Source organism: Stenotrophomonas sp. BIGb0135, from assembly GCF_024810105.1.
In the GTDB taxonomy this organism is placed as follows: Bacteria; Pseudomonadota; Gammaproteobacteria; order Xanthomonadales; family Xanthomonadaceae; genus Stenotrophomonas; species Stenotrophomonas maltophilia_AB.
In genome coordinates, this window is record NZ_JANUDX010000013.1 from 36,956 (window position 1) to 52,229 (window position 15,274).

13 protein-coding genes are annotated in these 15,274 nt (G+C 67.5%); 11 read left to right on the forward strand and 2 right to left on the reverse strand.

The features are described 5' to 3' along the window. The first annotated feature begins 155 nt into the window (after positions 1 to 155). From M2421_RS19380 to M2421_RS19395, 4 genes are all read left to right on the forward strand, one after another. Positions 156 to 1,247 carry an OmpA family protein gene (locus M2421_RS19380; RefSeq protein ID WP_259209936.1) on the forward strand — a complete coding sequence of 364 codons (1,092 nt, stop codon included), beginning with the start codon at positions 156 to 158 and terminating at the stop codon, positions 1,245 to 1,247. A 543-nt stretch (positions 1,248 to 1,790) separates the two neighbouring features. Continuing rightward, on the forward strand, positions 1,791 to 2,300 hold the full coding sequence (locus M2421_RS19385; protein WP_259209939.1) for a hypothetical protein: 510 nt from the start codon (positions 1,791 to 1,793) through the stop codon (positions 2,298 to 2,300). Positions 2,301 to 2,322: 22 nt separating this feature from the next. Further along, positions 2,323 to 3,156, forward strand: coding sequence for a pseudouridine synthase (locus M2421_RS19390; RefSeq protein ID WP_259209940.1), 834 nt, complete (start codon positions 2,323 to 2,325; stop codon positions 3,154 to 3,156). Between the two features lie 92 nt (positions 3,157 to 3,248). After that, a complete protein-coding gene (locus tag M2421_RS19395; RefSeq protein WP_259209942.1) occupies positions 3,249 to 3,593 on the forward strand; it encodes a hypothetical protein in 345 nt (114 codons plus the stop codon). Positions 3,594 to 3,709: 116 nt separating this feature from the next. Here the strand turns inward: M2421_RS19395 and kbl are convergent, their stop codons facing one another. After that, positions 3,710 to 4,921 (reverse strand): glycine C-acetyltransferase, encoded by a 1,212-nt coding sequence (kbl, locus tag M2421_RS19400; protein ID WP_259209945.1) that lies wholly within the window; start codon positions 4,919 to 4,921, stop codon positions 3,710 to 3,712. A 194-nt stretch (positions 4,922 to 5,115) separates the two neighbouring features. Here kbl and M2421_RS19405 point away from each other — a divergent pair, with 194 nt between their 5' ends. Further along, entirely contained in the window at positions 5,116 to 5,817 is a 702-nt protein-coding gene (locus tag M2421_RS19405) for a TorF family putative porin (RefSeq protein ID WP_259209947.1), read from the forward strand. A 128-nt stretch (positions 5,818 to 5,945) separates the two neighbouring features. Here M2421_RS19405 and tdh read toward each other — a convergent pair whose 3' ends face one another. Further along, positions 5,946 to 6,968: an L-threonine 3-dehydrogenase gene (gene tdh / locus M2421_RS19410; protein WP_259210047.1), complete on the reverse strand. Its 1,023-nt coding sequence runs from the start codon at positions 6,966 to 6,968 to the stop codon at positions 5,946 to 5,948. A gap of 413 nt (positions 6,969 to 7,381) precedes the next feature. On the opposite strand from tdh, the gene M2421_RS19415 reads away from it, so the two are divergent. From M2421_RS19415 to purF, 6 genes are all read left to right on the forward strand, one after another. Further along, on the forward strand, positions 7,382 to 9,544 hold the full coding sequence (locus M2421_RS19415) for a S46 family peptidase (RefSeq protein ID WP_259209950.1): 2,163 nt from the start codon (positions 7,382 to 7,384) through the stop codon (positions 9,542 to 9,544). A 252-nt stretch (positions 9,545 to 9,796) separates the two neighbouring features. Beyond that, complete coding sequence (locus M2421_RS19420) at positions 9,797 to 10,441, forward strand: histidine phosphatase family protein (RefSeq protein WP_259209953.1); 645 nt, start codon at positions 9,797 to 9,799, stop codon at positions 10,439 to 10,441. 46 nt (positions 10,442 to 10,487) lie between these two features. Then, entirely contained in the window at positions 10,488 to 11,762 is a 1,275-nt protein-coding gene (gene folC, locus M2421_RS19425) for a bifunctional tetrahydrofolate synthase/dihydrofolate synthase (RefSeq protein WP_259209954.1), read from the forward strand. 107 nt (positions 11,763 to 11,869) lie between these two features. Beyond that, positions 11,870 to 12,913: an SPOR domain-containing protein gene (locus M2421_RS19430; protein ID WP_259209956.1), complete on the forward strand. Its 1,044-nt coding sequence runs from the start codon at positions 11,870 to 11,872 to the stop codon at positions 12,911 to 12,913. 55 nt (positions 12,914 to 12,968) lie between these two features. Further along, positions 12,969 to 13,775: a CvpA family protein gene (locus M2421_RS19435; RefSeq protein WP_259209958.1), complete on the forward strand. Its 807-nt coding sequence runs from the start codon at positions 12,969 to 12,971 to the stop codon at positions 13,773 to 13,775. A 29-nt stretch (positions 13,776 to 13,804) separates the two neighbouring features. Continuing rightward, entirely contained in the window at positions 13,805 to 15,271 is a 1,467-nt protein-coding gene (purF, locus tag M2421_RS19440; protein ID WP_259209960.1) for an amidophosphoribosyltransferase, read from the forward strand. Positions 15,272 to 15,274: the final 3 nt, after the last annotated feature.

Genomic DNA, 15,274 nt, shown 5'->3' on the forward strand with positions numbered 1-15,274 from the left:
TCGTCTTCACATGTTACGTGACCGTTAACATCACCTTCACCCTCCTGAGCATAATGTTCGCGGCGGTGGCGTGCTGAATCGGCAGTCTGAAAACGACGCAGGTGCTGGCCCATGCCTCTACCGGTTTCATACCCCCGAAATAGGAGCTGTACTCAATGAACAAGAAGATCCTTACTGCCGCGCTGCTGGGCGGTCTGGCTTTCGCCCAGGCTGCATCGGCGCAGGATTTTGATGACCGCTGGTACCTGACCGGTTCGGCCGGCTTCAACTTCCAGGATAGCGACCGTCTGACCAACGACGCTCCGTTCGTGACCCTGGGCCTCGGTAAGTTCATCAGCCCCAACTGGTCGCTGGACGGCGAGCTGAACTACCAGAACCCGAACTTCGATGCCAACCAGGATCTGAACTGGAGCCAGTACGGCGTCTCGCTCGACCTGCGTCGCCACTTCATCTCTGAAGGCCGCGGCTGGAACCCCTACCTGCTGATGGGTCTGGGCTACCAGAAGTCGGAAGAAGAGTACGGCTCGCTGAACCTGAACGGTCCGCGTGAGCGCAAGGACGGCAACCTCGGCGCCAAGGTCGGTGTCGGCCTGCAGACCACCTTCGAAAAGCGCGTTGCTGTCCGCGCCGAAGTGGCCTACCGCGCTGATTTCGACGACCAGAGCGTTTCCGCTCCGGACGAGAGCTGGTTCGGCGACGTGCTGGCTTCGGTCGGCGTCGTGATCCCGCTGGGCCCGGCCCCGACCGCTGCTGTGGTTGCCCCGGCTCCGGTGGCTCCGAGCTGCGCAGACCTGGATGACGACGGCGACGGCGTCAACAACTGCGACGACAAGTGCCCGGATTCGCAGCCGGGTCAGACCATCGGTCCGGACGGTTGCCCGGTGCCGGTCTCCATCGATCTGAAGGGCGTGAACTTCGACTTCGACAAGGCGACCCTGCGTCCGGACGCCGTGGCGATCCTGAGCGAAGCCACCGAGATCCTGAAGCGTTACCCGGATCTGCGCGTTGAAGTTGCCGGTCACACCGACTCGAAGGGTACCGACGCTTACAACCAGAAGCTGTCGGAGCGTCGCGCCACCACCGTGTATGACTACCTGACCAAGAACGGCGTGTCCGCTTCGCGTCTGGTGGGTCCGATCGGCTACGGCGAGAGCCGTCCGATTGCACCGAACACCAACCCGGATGGTTCGGACAACCCGGAAGGTCGTGCAAAGAACCGTCGTACCGAGCTGAACGTCCAGAACTAATCCTTCTGGTAGTACAGCCTCAGAAGAGGGCCCGGCATTGCCGGGCCCTTTTTTTTGTTCCTTTTTTCCATCCCGGGCGGCGACAAGCATGTGGCGCGCTGGTGACGCGGGTGTCGGTGGGTCGGGCGCTGGGGCCCCATGCCCTTGGAGGCGAAATAAAGGAGGAGGGGGCGGCCGCAGGCCGACGCCGGGGGACATTCGCCGGAAAGGGCATGGGGCCCCAGCGCCCGACCCACCGACGGAAGTGAGAAAAGCCTGGTGTCGACCTCCCCACCGCAAGCGAGCCCCGTCGCGGTCGGTAGGCTCCTGGGCAAAATAAAGGAGGAGGCCGCCCCGCGGCCGGGGGACACTACGCCAGGGGCCTACCGGCCGCGACGGGGCCCTTACGCTCGCGTATCACCCGATCGAAGCCAGCGTTTAAGGGATCGAAGAAGAAATCAACAATAAATCCAACAAGTTGCCGTATTCATTGAATGTGGGATCTTGAAAGCCGTTGTGGCGCTGTTAAACTCGCCGCGTCACCCTATTCCCTGGATGCATCCCATGCTGCGTATCGCACTGGCCGCCGTGCTCGGCCTGGCCCTGATCCCCACCGCCTACGCAGCCGTGGATTGCTCGGCACGTGCCATCAGCGCCTCGCCGCTGCCGCTGCCGGCCACCGCCATCGCGCCGGTTGCCGAAGAGCTTTACATCCGCAACGTCCAGCTTGGCATGCCCGCTGGCGTGCTCACCTCCAATTTCGACCAGCAGCAGTCGCTCGACCGCGTCCTGCAGCGCCTGCGCATCGACGGCTGCCAGAACATCGCCAAGGCCATGCCCGGTGCACCGGCGATCAAGGCCAACGACCCGGCCGCCTACAAGCCGGCGACCGAATTCGACAATACCCCGTGGCGCTTCGACATGAGCCAGAACGGCAAGCGCATGACCGCCGAAGAGTTCGACGCCTGGATGAAGGCGCGCGGTGTGCGCGTGGTCAAGGCACGTCCGGTTCCCGCCGCCGCACCGGCTGCCGCCGACGCACCGGCTGACACCAAGCCGGGCGAGAAGAAGTAAGCCGCGCGCTGCGCGGAGCACGATGAGCACACGCCGGCCCCCCGCCGCGCCTGCATCCCGACCACGCCGCCCCGAGCGGCGTGCGTCACCGGCAAGTCCCGCGCGCAGTGACGGCGCCACGCGCCACGGCCTGGCGCGCGTCTTGTCCAAGGCCGGCCTGTGTTCACGCACCGAAGCGGCGCGCTGGATCCAGGCCGGGCGGGTCACCGTCGATGGCCGCGTCATCAACAATCCCGAATTCCCCATTGTCGATGGGCGCCACCAGGTGCGCGTCGACGGCCAGCCGCTCGACGCTCCGCGGCGCATCCACCTCATGCTCAACAAGCCGCGCGGCCTGGTCACCACCGCGCAGGACGAGCAGGGCCGCGACACCGTCTACCGGTGCTTCGATGGCGCGGGCCTGCCCTGGATCGCCCCGGTGGGGCGCCTGGACAAGGCCAGCGAAGGGCTGCTGTTGTTCAGCAACGACCCGCAGTGGGCGGCGCGGCTGACCGATCCGGTCACCGGCCCGGACAAAACCTACCACGTGCAGATCGACGCCATTCCCGATGCCGCCCAGTTGCAGGCGCTGTGCACGGGCGTGGAAGAAGAGGGCGAACGGCTGCGCGCGCGCCGCGCCACGCTGCTGCGCAGCGGTGAGAAGACCGCCTGGCTGGAAGTGGTGCTCGACGAAGGCCGCAACCGGCACATCCGCCGCCTCCTCGCTGCCCTGGACATCAACGTGCTGCGCCTGGTGCGCGTGGCCATCGGGCAGCTGCCGATGGGCGAGCTGGGCAAGGGGGCCTGGCGCGAGCTGAGCCCGCACGATCTGGATGCGTTGTATGCCGCGGCCGATGGCGCCGCGGCCCCGCCGTGACTTTCCAGCCTGCCCGTGCGTGGCAGGCAGACCGAACCGGGCAATGGATGGCCTTGTACCCGACGTTCCATTCACTACCGGGAGATTCCCCCATGCACGCCAACCTCCTCAACCGCCCGCTGTTCCGCGGCGCCTGCCTGCTGCTGCCGGCCGTGCTGCTGACGGCCTGTGGCGGCCACAAGCAAACGGCCAAGGCCGATGCGCCGGTCATCGAGAACATGGTGGAAGTCAAAACGCCCGAACTCGATGGGCGCGGCAGCTACCGCTTCATGATGAGCAATGGCGACAAGAAAATGTCCGCCGATGAGTTCGACGCCTGGATGAAGGCCAATGGCATCCGCGTGGCCAAGGGCAATGGCCAGGACCGCCCGGTGGCGGCACCGGTGGTGGTGGCCAGCAAGGAACAGGCCAAGGACAAGAAGAAAAAGAAGAAGTAAGCGGGTAACGCCGGACGTGGGTCGGCGGGGGCACGCAGGCGTGCCCCGGCCAGGTGTTCATGACACCGCTGCGGAGGGCCGCCACCCATGCGGTGGCGCCACCCGAGGGAGGTGCGTCAGTTCTTGATCACGCCCAGCTCGACGCCGATGCGGGTGAACGCATCGATCGCCCGGTCCAGGTGGGCACGCGTATGCGCGGCGCTGATCTGGGTGCGGATGCGCGCCTGGCCCTTGGGCACCACCGGGAAGAAGAAACCGATCGCGTAGATGCCTTCTTCCAGCAGGCGCTCGGCAAACGTCTGCGCCAACGGCGCGTCGTACAGCATCACCGGGCTGATCGGGTGCACGCCGGGCTTCACGTCGAAACCGGCGGCGGTCATCTTCTGGCGGAAGTAGGCGGTGTTCTCGGCCAGGGTGCTGCGCAGGTCGTCGGCGGCGGCCAGCATCTCGAAGGCCTTGATGCCGGCGGCGACCACGTGCGGCGGCAGCGAGTTGGAGAACAGGTACGGGCGCGAGCGCTGGCGCAGCAGTTCGATCACCTCGGCGCTGGCACAGGTGAAGCCGCCCAGCGCGCCGCCCATGGCCTTGCCCAGGGTGCCGGTGATGATGTCGATCTTCTCCAGCACGCCCTTGACCTCGGCCGAGCCGCGGCCGGTCGCGCCGAGGAAGCCGGTCGCGTGGCACTCGTCGATGTGCACCAGCGCGTTGTACTTCTTCGCCAGCGCGGTGATCTCATCCAGCGGGGCGATGAAGCCGTCCATCGAGAACACGCCGTCGGTGGTGATCAGCTTGGTTTTGCAGCCGGCGGCATCGGCGGCCTGCAGCTGGGCTTCCAGGTCGGCCATGTCGCAGTTGGCGTAGCGGAAACGCTTGGCCTTGCACAGGCGCACGCCGTCGATGATCGAGGCATGGTTGAGTGCGTCGGAGATGATCGCGTCGTTCTCGCCCAGCAGCGGCTCGAACAGGCCGCCGTTGGCGTCGAAGCAGGCCGCGTACAGGATGGTGTCCTGCTTGCCGAAGAAGTCGGCGATCTGCTTTTCCAGCTGCTTGTGCAGGTCCTGGGTGCCGCAGATGAAGCGCACCGAGGCCATGCCGAAGCCGTGGCTGTCCAGGGCGTCCTTGGCCGCCTGGATCAGGTCGGGATGGTCGGCCAGGCCCAGGTAGTTGTTGGCGCAGAAATTGAGCACCGTGCGACCGTCGTCCAGGGTGATCTCGGCCGACTGCGGGCTGGTGATGATGCGTTCGGACTTGAACAGGCCCTGGGCGCGGATCGCCTCCAGTTCTTCAACGTAGTGCTGGGTCAGCGGGGCGGAGGTGGCATCGCTCATGGCAGGCAGTCTTCGGCACGGGAAACCCGGGATTTTACCTGCCGGGACGCGGTGCCGGGGGGTGGGCCGCAGGCCAGGCCCGCACAAGGGCGGCAAGACAGTTGCAGACGTGATTGTTGCATCGCAATATCAATCAGGTTAAAAAACCGTAAACCACGCCGCATCCGCCCACCCACGTCCCGGAGAGACCCCGCATGAACCACGCCACGCGCTGTACCGCCGCCGCTGTGCTCTGCGCCGCCCTGATCGCCCCGTTCGCCGCCAGTGCCCAGGACGAGGCCGAGTCTCCGTTCAGCTGGAACATCACGGCGGTCTCGGATTACGTCTTCCGCGGTGCGTCCCAGACCGACGAAAACCCGACCGGGCAGGCGGGCTTCACCTATACCTCGCCGGTCGGGCTGTACGCGGGCGTGTGGGGCTCCGGGGTGGACTTCGGCGCCGGCAGCCCGGATTTCGAGGTGGATTACTTCGTCGGCTACAACATCGATGTCAGCGAAAACGTCAATGTCGATGTGATGGTCAACCGCTACACCTACCCGGGTGCCAGCGACCTTGCCTACAACGAACTCATCACCAAGACCACGTTCGCCGAGCACTACAGCGCGACGGTGGCCTACAGCAACGATGTGTGGAATTCCGGGACCGATGGCTGGTACTACGGGGTGGGCGCGGAGTGGCCGCTGGCCCATGATTTCGCGGTGACCGCCAACCTGGGGCGCAGCACCTTCGAGAAGGATGTCGGCAACGATTACACCGACTGGAACGTGGGCGTGAGCAAGGCGATCGGCATGGTGACCGTGGGCCTGGGCTATTACGGCACCGACGGCAACGGCAAGGACAACTTCGGCAAGCTCGCCGACAACCGCGTGGTGCTGACCTTCTCCGTCGGCAAGTAGGCCACGGCGGGCGCGCATCGCCGGTCATGAAAAAGGCGCCCGATGGGCGCCTTTTTCGTTTCCGTGCCGGGGGCGGCCTGTGCCGGGCATCGCACCGGGAGCCGCCAGGTCACCGCCCCTGGGGGGACTCAATTCCAGCTCAGCACCACCTTGCCGGCCTTGCCCTGTTCCATCAGGTCGAAGCCCTTCTGGAAGTCGTCGATCGGCAGCTGGTGGGTGAGCACCTTGCCGAGCGGGAAGCCGGACAGCACCAGCTGGGTCATCTTGTACCAGGTCTCGTACATCTTGCGGCCGTAGATGCCCTGCACGGTCAGGCCCTTGAAGATGATCTTGTCCCAGTCGCAGCCGGCGCCCTTGGGCATGATGCCGAGCATGGCGATCTTGCCGCCGTGGTACATGCAGTCGAGCATGTCGTTGAACGCACGCGGGTTGCCGCTCATTTCCAGGCCCACGTCGAAGCCCTCCATGTGCAGGTCCTTCATCACGTCCTTGAGCGAGGTGTTGGACACGTTGACCACGCGGGTGGCGCCCATGTCGGCGGCCAGCTTCAGGCGGAAATCGTTGACGTCGGTGACCACCACGTTGCGCGCGCCGATGTGCTTGCAGATACCGGCGGCAATGATGCCGATCGGGCCGGCGCCGGTGATCAGCACGTCCTCGCCGATCACGTTGAACTCCAGCGCGCAATGCGCGGCGTTGCCGTAGGGATCGAAGAAGGCGGCCAGCTCGGACGGGATCTGGTCCGGGATCGGCCACAGGTTGCTGGCCGGCATCACCATGTACTCGGCGAAGGCGCCGTTGACGTTGACGCCGATGCCCACGGTGTTGGGGCACAGGTGCGGGCGACCGCCGCGGCAGTTGCGGCAGTGGCCGCAGACGATGTGGCCTTCGGCCGAGACGCGCTGGCCCACTTCGTAGCCGGTGACGCCCGGGCCGATTTCGGCGATGCGGCCGACGAACTCATGGCCGATGGTCAGGCCCGGCTTGATGGTGCGCTGGCTCCATTCGTCCCACAGGTAGATGTGCAGGTCGGTACCGCAGATGGCGGTCTTTTCCAGCTTGATCAGGACCTCGTTCGGGCCCGGGGTCGGGACCGGAACGTCTTCCAGCCAGATGCCCTTGGCGGCTTCACGCTTGACCAGGGCCTTCATTGTTTGCTGCGCCATCTCGGTGGAACTCGTCAGGGGGAAAACGCGGATTATAGAGCCGCCGGCGGGTTTCCCATGTTGCGTTGCGGGTGGTTCGGGGTGGGGGCAGCGCTTCCTTCTGGCGAGGGAGGTGCCGGGCAGGCCGGTGCACGACACGCCGTGAACCCCGTCCTTGGGGCTCGGTATTGCCATCCATGGCACTACACGGTCCTGCACCGGCCTGCCCGGCACCTCCGGACACATGGCCGCGAGTGGCGGAATGCCACTGGGGGAGACGGTAGAGCCGGGCCATGCCCGGCTGGCCGCGCACGGCGCGGCAATGATCGGCGTCGGTCACACTCCCCATGACTTCCGGGGTGCGGCCCGGGGCAGGGGGCGGGCTAGAATCGGCGGTTCTCTTTGCAAGGGGCTGCTCAATGCGCTCGAACCTGCTCGCTTTTTCCGTCGTCGCCAGCCTCGGGCTGGTCCAGGTCGCCCATGCCGCCGAAGGCATGTGGGTGCCGCAGCAGCTGCCGGAAATCGCCGGCCCGCTCAAGCAGGCCGGCCTGAAGCTGTCGCCGGAGCAGATCTCCAACCTGACCGGCGACCCGATGGGTGCGGTCGTGGCGCTGGGCGGCTGCACCGCCAGCTTCGTCTCCCCGCAGGGCCTGGTGGTAACCAACCACCATTGCGCCTACGGTGCGATCCAGTTGAACTCGACCGCCGAGAAGAACCTGATCAAGGACGGTTTCAACGCGCCGACCCTGAAGGATGAGCTGAGCGCCGGCCCCAACGCCCGCGTGTACGTGCTCGACCAGATCACCGATGTGACCGCGCAGGCCAAGGCCGCGATCGCCGCCGCCGGCAAGGATCCGCTGGCCCGCACCCGCGCGCTGGATGCGTTCGACAAGGCGCAGACCGCCGCCTGCGAAGCCGACGCCGGTTTCCGCTGCCGTCTGTTCAGCTTCTCCGGCGGCAACACCTACCGCCTGTTCCGCAACATGGAAATCAAGGACGTGCGCCTCGTCTATGCGCCCCCGGGCAGCGTCGGCAAGTTCGGCGGCGACATCGACAACTGGATGTGGCCGCGCCACACCGGCGATTTCTCGTTCTACCGCGCCTACGTGGGCAAGGACGGCAAGCCGGCCGCCTTCTCGGCCGACAACGTGCCTTACCAGCCCAGGCACTTCCTGAAGTTCGCCGACCAGCCGCTGGGCGCCGACGACTTCGTGATGGTGGCCGGCTACCCGGGCCGCACCAACCGCTACGCGCTGGCCGGCGAGTTCGATGAAACCGCCCGCTGGACCTACCCGACCATCGCGCGCCACTACAACGCCGTGCTGAAGATGATCGACGAGGCCGGCAAGGCCGACCCGGACGTCAAGGTGAAGTACGCCGCCACCGCGGCCAGCATGAACAACGTGGCCAAGAACTACGCCGGCCAGCTGGAGGGCTTCAAGCGCATCGACGCGGCCGGCCAGAAGCAGGCCGAAGAAGCCGCGGTGCTGGCGTGGCTGAAGAAGCGCGGTGCCGCTGGCAAGCCGGCCCTGGCCGCGCATGCGCAGCTGGTCCAGCACCTGGACACGAGCAAGGCCACGCGTGAGCGCGATCTGTTCGTCAGCCAGTTCAACAGCACCTCCGCGGTGGGCACGGCGATCAGCCTGTACCGGCTGTCGATCGAGCGCAGCAAGGCCGATGCCGAGCGCGAAGCCGGTTACCAGACGCGCGACCTGCCCTCCATCGAAGGCGGCCTGAAGCAGATGGACCGCCGCTATGTCGCGCGCATGGACCAGCAGCTGCAGACCTACTGGCTGAGCCAGTACGTGGCCCTGCCGGCCGCGCAGCGCAGCAACGAGGTGCTCAACCAGTGGCTGGCGGGCAGCGATGCGGCGGCCGTGCAGGGCTTGGTCGGCAAGCTCTCGGGCACCAGGCTGGGCAGCCTGGATGAGCGCCTGAAGTGGTTCAAGGCCGACCGCGCGGCCTTCGAGGCCAGCACCGATCCGGCGATCCAGTACGCGGTGGCGGTGATGCCGGCGCTGCTGAAGCAGGAAGAGCAGAAGAAGACCCGCGAAGGCGAGTCGCTGGTGTCGCGCCCGCTGTACCTGCAGGCGGTGGCGGACTACAAGAAGAGCAAGGGCGAGTTCGTCTACCCGGACGCCAACCTGTCGCTGCGCATCACCTTCGGCAACGTCATGGGCTACGGCAAGGACGGCGTGAACTACACCCCGTTCACCACGCTGGAAGGCGTGGCCGCCAAGGAAACCGGCGAAGACCCGTTCGATTCGCCCAAGGCGCTGCTGGATGCGGTCAAGGCCAAGCGCTATGGCGGCCTGGAAGACAAGCGCCTCGGCTCGGTGCCGGTGAACTTCCTCTCCAACCTGGACATCACCGGCGGCAACTCCGGCTCGCCGGTGCTCGATGCGAACGGCAAGCTGGTCGGCCTGGCCTTCGACGGCAACTGGGAGTCGGTCAGCTCCAACTGGGTGTTCGACCCGGTGATGACCCGCATGATCGCGGTGGACAGCCGCTACATGCAGTGGATCATGCAGGAAGTGGCGCCCGCGCCGCAGTTGCTGAAAGAGCTGAACCTGGCCGACTGACCCCTCAACACCCCGCGGCGCACGCCGCGGGGTTTTTCGTTGCGCGCGTGCCGGCTGCGGGCGGGCCATCACGCACCGCACGCGCGGCCGGCATGACCTGGCCGACCCGACGCACGACCGCACGACCGCACGACCGGATGTGCGCGACGGCGGCAGCGGGGCAGGGCACGCGGTATCATGCGTGTCCCTCGATCATTCACGCCATGTGAACGATTGCGACAGCCTTCCTCCCCGCAAGGACTCCCAGTACGCATGCGCATCCTGCTTGCCCGCCACGGTGAAACACCGTGGAATGCCGAAGGCCGCTACCAGGGCCAGATCGATATCCCGTTGTCACCGATCGGCGAAGCCCAGGCGCAGGCCCTCGGGGAGCGCCTGAGGTCGGTGGATATCACGCGTGCGGTGGCGTCGCCGTTGTCGCGCGCGCAACGCACCGCGCATCTGGCGCTGGGCACCGAGCGTGCGCCGATGCTGCTGACCGAGCCGGACCTGCAGGAAATCGCCCACGGTGAGTGGGAAGGCCTGCTGGCCAGCGAGATCCACGACAAGGACCCGTCGCGGCTGCAGGCCTGGCGCGATGAGCCGGACACCGTGCTGATGCCGGGCGGTGAATCGCTGCGCTTGGTGCTGGAACGCAGCTGGCGCGGCCTGGCCCGCGCGGCTGATGGCCTCGGCGAGCACGACACCCTGCTGGTGGTCGCGCACGACGCGGTCAACCGGGTCATCCTGTGCCGCATCCTGGGGCTGCCGCTGTCGCGCCTGTGGACGTTCCGCCAGGCCCCGACCACGTTGAACCTGCTGGAAGGGCCCGACCTGGACCAGCTGGAGGTGGTGCGCCTGAACGACTGCGCCCACCACACCCCGTTCTTCGGCGAAGCCAAGCACCGCGCGCTGTAATCGCCCCGCGTCCCATCCCGTCGTCCGCCCCATCGATCCAACGCCCATGACCACCGCCCGCCCGCTTACCCTCTCCGATTGGCTGACCTACATCGAGCAGCAGCACCCGGCCAGCATCGACATGGGCCTGGACCGCGTGCGCAGCGTGGCGCAGGCGATGGGGCTGGCACAGCCGGGGGCGCACACCATCGTGGTCGGCGGCACCAACGGCAAGGGCTCCACGGTGGCCTTCATCGAAGCGATCGCGCAGGCCGCCGGCTGGCGGGTCGGGGCCTACACCTCGCCGCACCTGCTGCGTTACAACGAGCGCGTACGCATCGATGGCCAGGACGTTTCCGACGCGGCGTTGATCGCCGCATTCAACGCGATCGAAGATGCGCGCGGCAGCACCACGCTGACTTATTTCGAATACGGCACGCTGGCCGCATTGCAGGTGTTCGGTACGGCCGGGCTGGACCTGGCGGTGCTGGAAGTGGGCCTGGGTGGGCGGCTGGATGCGGTCAACATCATCGATGCCGACGTGGCGGTGATCACCACCGTGGACATCGACCACAGCGACTGGCTGGGCGAGGACCGTGAGGCCATCGGTGCGGAGAAGGCCGGCATCATCCGTGGCTGGAAGCCGGTGATCCTGGGCGAGACCGACCCACCGTCCAGCGTGCTGGCGCGCGCATACCTGCTGGGGGCCAATGCGATCCGCGGCGGCAGCGATTTCTTCGCCGACGTGATCGATGCGCAGCACTGGCGCTGGCGTGATGTCGGCTTCCGCATCGACCTGCCCATGCCATCGCTGCGCGGGCCGATCCAGTTGCGCAATGCGGCCTCGGCCATCGCCGCGCTGCGCACGCTGGACATGCCGCTGCCCCGTGCCGCGATCAGCGCCGGGGTGGCCAATGCCCGTATCCGCGGTCGCCTGCAGCAGGTCGAGCGTGATGGCGTGGCGGTGCTGGTGGACGTGGGCCACAACCCGCAGGCCGCACGCGAACTGGCCATCGCGCTGAACGCCGCGCCCGTGGCCGGGCGCACCGTGGCGGTGTTCGCCGCGCTGCAGGACAAGGATGCCGTCGGCGTGGTGCAGGCGCTGGGCGAACAGGTGCAGGACTGGCACCTGGCCGGCCTGGAGGGCGCCCGTGCACAAACGGCCACTGCCCTGCAGGCACGCCTTCACGACACCGCCGCCGCCAGCGGCACCTGCCATGCCAGCGTGGCCGATGCGCTGCACGCTGCGCTGGCCGGGAGCGCGGCGGGCGACCGCGTGCTGGTGTTCGGCTCGTTCCACACTGCCGCGCAGGCATTGCAGTGGCTGGACGCCGCTGAGTAAGCCGCCGCTGCACCGCGCCGCGCCCGTTCAGCCGGCGCAGGCACCGCTCACGCGGACACCCGTATAATCGCCGTGGCATTCCGCCGCGCCGCCCCTGCCTGCCTTCCGTGGATACTCCTCTGAAACAGCGACTGATTGGTGCCATCGTCCTGGTGGCGTTGGCCGTGATTTTCCTGCCCATGCTGGTCAAGGGGCCTGCGCCGGACAGCGGTGTGGCAAGCGTGCCGATCAGCGCGCCGGCAGCACCGTCGGACGGCCAGTTCGAGACCCGTGAGCTGCCGTTGGTGGCGCCTACCGGCGCGGCCACCGGCCTGCAGGGGCCCTCCAGCACCCAGCCGCTGCAGGACGCCGCCGACGCGGCACCGGCCGCCGCCGATTCCTCTCCGGCCGTGGCCGCAGGCAATTTCGCGGTCAGCTTTGGCGCCTATGGCAGCCAGGCCGATGCCGATGCGGTGATCGCCTACCTGAAGAAGTCGCAGCTGCCTGGTTTCAGCGAGCCGGCTACGATCAACGGCCGCCAGGCCTGGCGGGTGCGCGTGGGGCCGTATGCCGATCGTGCCGAGGCCGAGGCTGCCCGCCTGCAGGCGGTGAAGGTGCGCAACGACGTCAAGGCCGAGGTGGTCACCCTGGACGCACGCGCGGACAACGCGGTTGCCGCGGCGCCGGCTGCCACGCCGACGCCGGCCGCTGCCAGCGCGTCCAGCGCCACCGCGGCCGCGGCCGCGGCCGGCAACACGGTCCAGACCGAATCGCTGCCGCCCGAGCCGGTGGCTGCGGCCAAACCGGCCGCGCCCAAGCCCGAACCGAAGCCCGACCCCAAGCCGGCCGCTGCCGCGTCCAAGCCGGAGCCGGCCAAGCCGGACACCGCCACGGCTGCCAAGCCGGTGGCCGCACCGGCCGCGCCGGCCGCCAGCAGCGTGGGCTTTGCCGTGCAGCTCGGTGCCTTCGGCCAGGCGGCCGAGGCCAACGCGCTGCGCGACAAGGTGCGCGCCGCCGGTTTCAGTGCTTTCGTAGAGCAGGTACGCACCGACAAGGGCACGCTCAACCGCGTGCGCGTCGGCCCGGTCGCCAACCGAGCAGAGGCGGAGAACCTCAAGGCTCAGGTTGCGTCCAAAGTCGGCGTGGCCGGCATGGTCCGGCCACACCCCTGATGCCGTCCGCGCGCCCGTGGCTTGAGCCCGGCCCGTCCCACGGCGGAGGACGCGCATGATCGATTTCGTGCTGCTGGCCGTGATCGGCATTTCCACCCTGCTGGGCGTCATGCGGGGGTTTGTCAGCATCATCATCAGCACCTTGTCCTGGCTGCTCGGCGGCTGGGCGGCGCTGATGTTCGGCAAATCCTGCGCCGGCTGGTGGTCGGCGCCCTCCGCGCCGGGCACCGAGCATTTTTTCGCCGGCTACCTGAGCGTCTTCCTGATCGTGATGGTGTCGGTATGGGGCATCGGCCTGGTGATCCGCCAGGCGGTGCGCTCGACCAGTTTCAATGGCGCCGACCGGACGCTGGGCGGTGCGCTGGGCGTGGTCCGTGGCGCGCTGATCGGCTGCGTGCTGCTGCTGGTGGCGTCGTACACGCCGCTGCCCCGCGAGGCAGCCTGGCGCGACTCCAACCTGCGCGTGGTGCTTGGCCCCGGGGTGGGCTGGATGCAGGCCAAGATGCCGCGCATGCCCGCCATGCCGCAGATGCCCAGCCTGGATCGCATGCCCAGCCTGGACGGCATGAAGGACCTGCCGATGGCGCTGCCGGAGGTGAACATGTCGCAACTGCCCGGCGGGGAGTTGGGCAAGCCGGGCCTGACAGGCGATAATGGCGTGCTGGGCGGGTTGCTGGCAGGGCGCGGATGGCCGCGGCCCTTGGATGAGACCCCGCAGCAGGCGGGAGACCCGGCCGATGTCGGGGCGCGCAGTGGCACGTCTGGTTCGTCCCAGAACACCGATCCGGCGCGTGTGCGTCCGGACCAACCCGATCCGGCACGGAGAGGGTCCCCCGGCCAGGCACGGCCACCTTCACAGTAGATGGGCACAGCCCAGCGGAGATTCGCACCATGTGTGGCATCGTCGGAATCGTCGGCAACCAGAACGTCGCCGGGCAGTTGTATGACGGCCTGACCGTCCTCCAGCATCGTGGCCAGGACGCGGCCGGCATCGCGACCGCCGATGGCACCCGCCTGCGCGTGCAGAAGGCCAACGGACTGGTCCGCGATGTGTTCGATGCCAAGCGCATGTCCACCCTGGAAGGTCGCGTCGGCATCGCCCACGTGCGTTATCCGACCGCCGGCTCCGAGGGCATGGACGAAGCGCAGCCGTTCTACGTGAACTCGCCGTACGGCATCGCGCTGGCCCACAACGGCAACCTGATCAACACCGAAAGCCTGCGCCAGCAGGTGTTCGAGCAGGATCGCCGCAACGTCAACACCGACTCGGACAGCGAAGTGCTGCTGAACGTGTTCGCCTACGAACTGGACGCGCAGCGCCAGCTCACCCCGGAAGCGGCGATCCGCGCCGTGGCCGGTGTCCACCGCCGCTGCAAGGGGGGCTACGCGGTGATCAGCGTGGTGCTGGGCCTGGGCCTGGTCGCCTTCCGCGACCCGCATGGCATCCGTCCGCTGGTGCTGGGCAAGCGTGCGCATGCCGAAGGCGATGAGTACATCGTGGCCTCCGAATCGGCCGCGCTCGACGTGCTGGGCTTCCAGCGCGTGCGCGACGTGCGCCCCGGCGAAGCCCTGGTCATCACCGCGCGTGGCGAACTGTTCTCGGAGGTATGCGCCGAGCCGGCCGAGCACAGCCCGTGCATCTTCGAATACGTGTACTTCGCGCGCCCGGACTCGATGATCGACAACGTCTCGGTGCACAAGGCGCGCATGCGCATGGGCATCAAGCTGGGCGAGAAGATCCTGCGCCTGCGCCCGGACCACGACATCGACACCATCATCCCGATCCCGGACACCTCGCGCGACGCCGCGCTGGAGATCTCCAACACGCTCGGGGTGAAGTACCGCGAAGGCTTCATCAAGAACCGCTACATCGGCCGCACCTTCATCATGCCGGGGCAGGGTGAACGGGTGAAGTCGGTGCGCCGCAAGCTCAACCCGATCCACCTGGAGTTCCGCAACCGCGTGGTGCTGCTGGTCGACGATTCGATCGTGCGCGGTACCACCAGCCAGCAGATCGTGCAGATGGCGCGCGACGCCGGCGCGCGCAAGGTGTACCTGGCCAGCGCCGCACCGCCGGTGCGGTACCCGAACATCTACGGCATCGACATGCCGGCCGCCGAGGAACTGGTGGCGCACAACCGCAGCATCGAGGAAATCGAGAAGCACCTCGGCTGCGACTGGCTGATCTACCAGGACATCGAAGACATGGAAGCGGCGGTGCGCGAAGGCAACCCGGAACTGAAGGCGTTCGACTCGTCGTGCTTCAACGGCGTCTATCCGACGGGCATCGAGCCGGGGTACTTCGAGCGTATCCAGCAGTTGCGTTCGGACGACGCCAAGCACAAGCGCCGCGCCTGAGGC

Bases quoted from the DNA above. Each gene is read 5' to 3' on its own strand.
- M2421_RS19380 (WP_259209936.1), top strand. From the start codon at position 156: ATGAACAAGAAGATCCTTACTGCCGCGCTGCTGGGCGGTCTGGCTTTC.
- M2421_RS19385 (WP_259209939.1), top strand. From the start codon at position 1,791: ATGCTGCGTATCGCACTGGCCGCCGTGCTCGGCCTGGCCCTGATCCCC.
- M2421_RS19390 (WP_259209940.1), top strand. From the start codon at position 2,323: ATGAGCACACGCCGGCCCCCCGCCGCGCCTGCATCCCGACCACGCCGC.
- M2421_RS19395 (WP_259209942.1), top strand. From the start codon at position 3,249: ATGCACGCCAACCTCCTCAACCGCCCGCTGTTCCGCGGCGCCTGCCTG.
- kbl (WP_259209945.1), bottom strand. From the start codon at position 4,921: ATGAGCGATGCCACCTCCGCCCCGCTGACCCAGCACTACGTTGAAGAA.
- M2421_RS19405 (WP_259209947.1), top strand. From the start codon at position 5,116: ATGAACCACGCCACGCGCTGTACCGCCGCCGCTGTGCTCTGCGCCGCC.
- tdh (WP_259210047.1), bottom strand. From the start codon at position 6,968: ATGAAGGCCCTGGTCAAGCGTGAAGCCGCCAAGGGCATCTGGCTGGAA.
- M2421_RS19415 (WP_259209950.1), top strand. From the start codon at position 7,382: ATGCGCTCGAACCTGCTCGCTTTTTCCGTCGTCGCCAGCCTCGGGCTG.
- M2421_RS19420 (WP_259209953.1), top strand. From the start codon at position 9,797: ATGCGCATCCTGCTTGCCCGCCACGGTGAAACACCGTGGAATGCCGAA.
- folC (WP_259209954.1), top strand. From the start codon at position 10,488: ATGACCACCGCCCGCCCGCTTACCCTCTCCGATTGGCTGACCTACATC.
- M2421_RS19435 (WP_259209958.1), top strand. From the start codon at position 12,969: ATGATCGATTTCGTGCTGCTGGCCGTGATCGGCATTTCCACCCTGCTG.
- purF (WP_259209960.1), top strand. From the start codon at position 13,805: ATGTGTGGCATCGTCGGAATCGTCGGCAACCAGAACGTCGCCGGGCAG.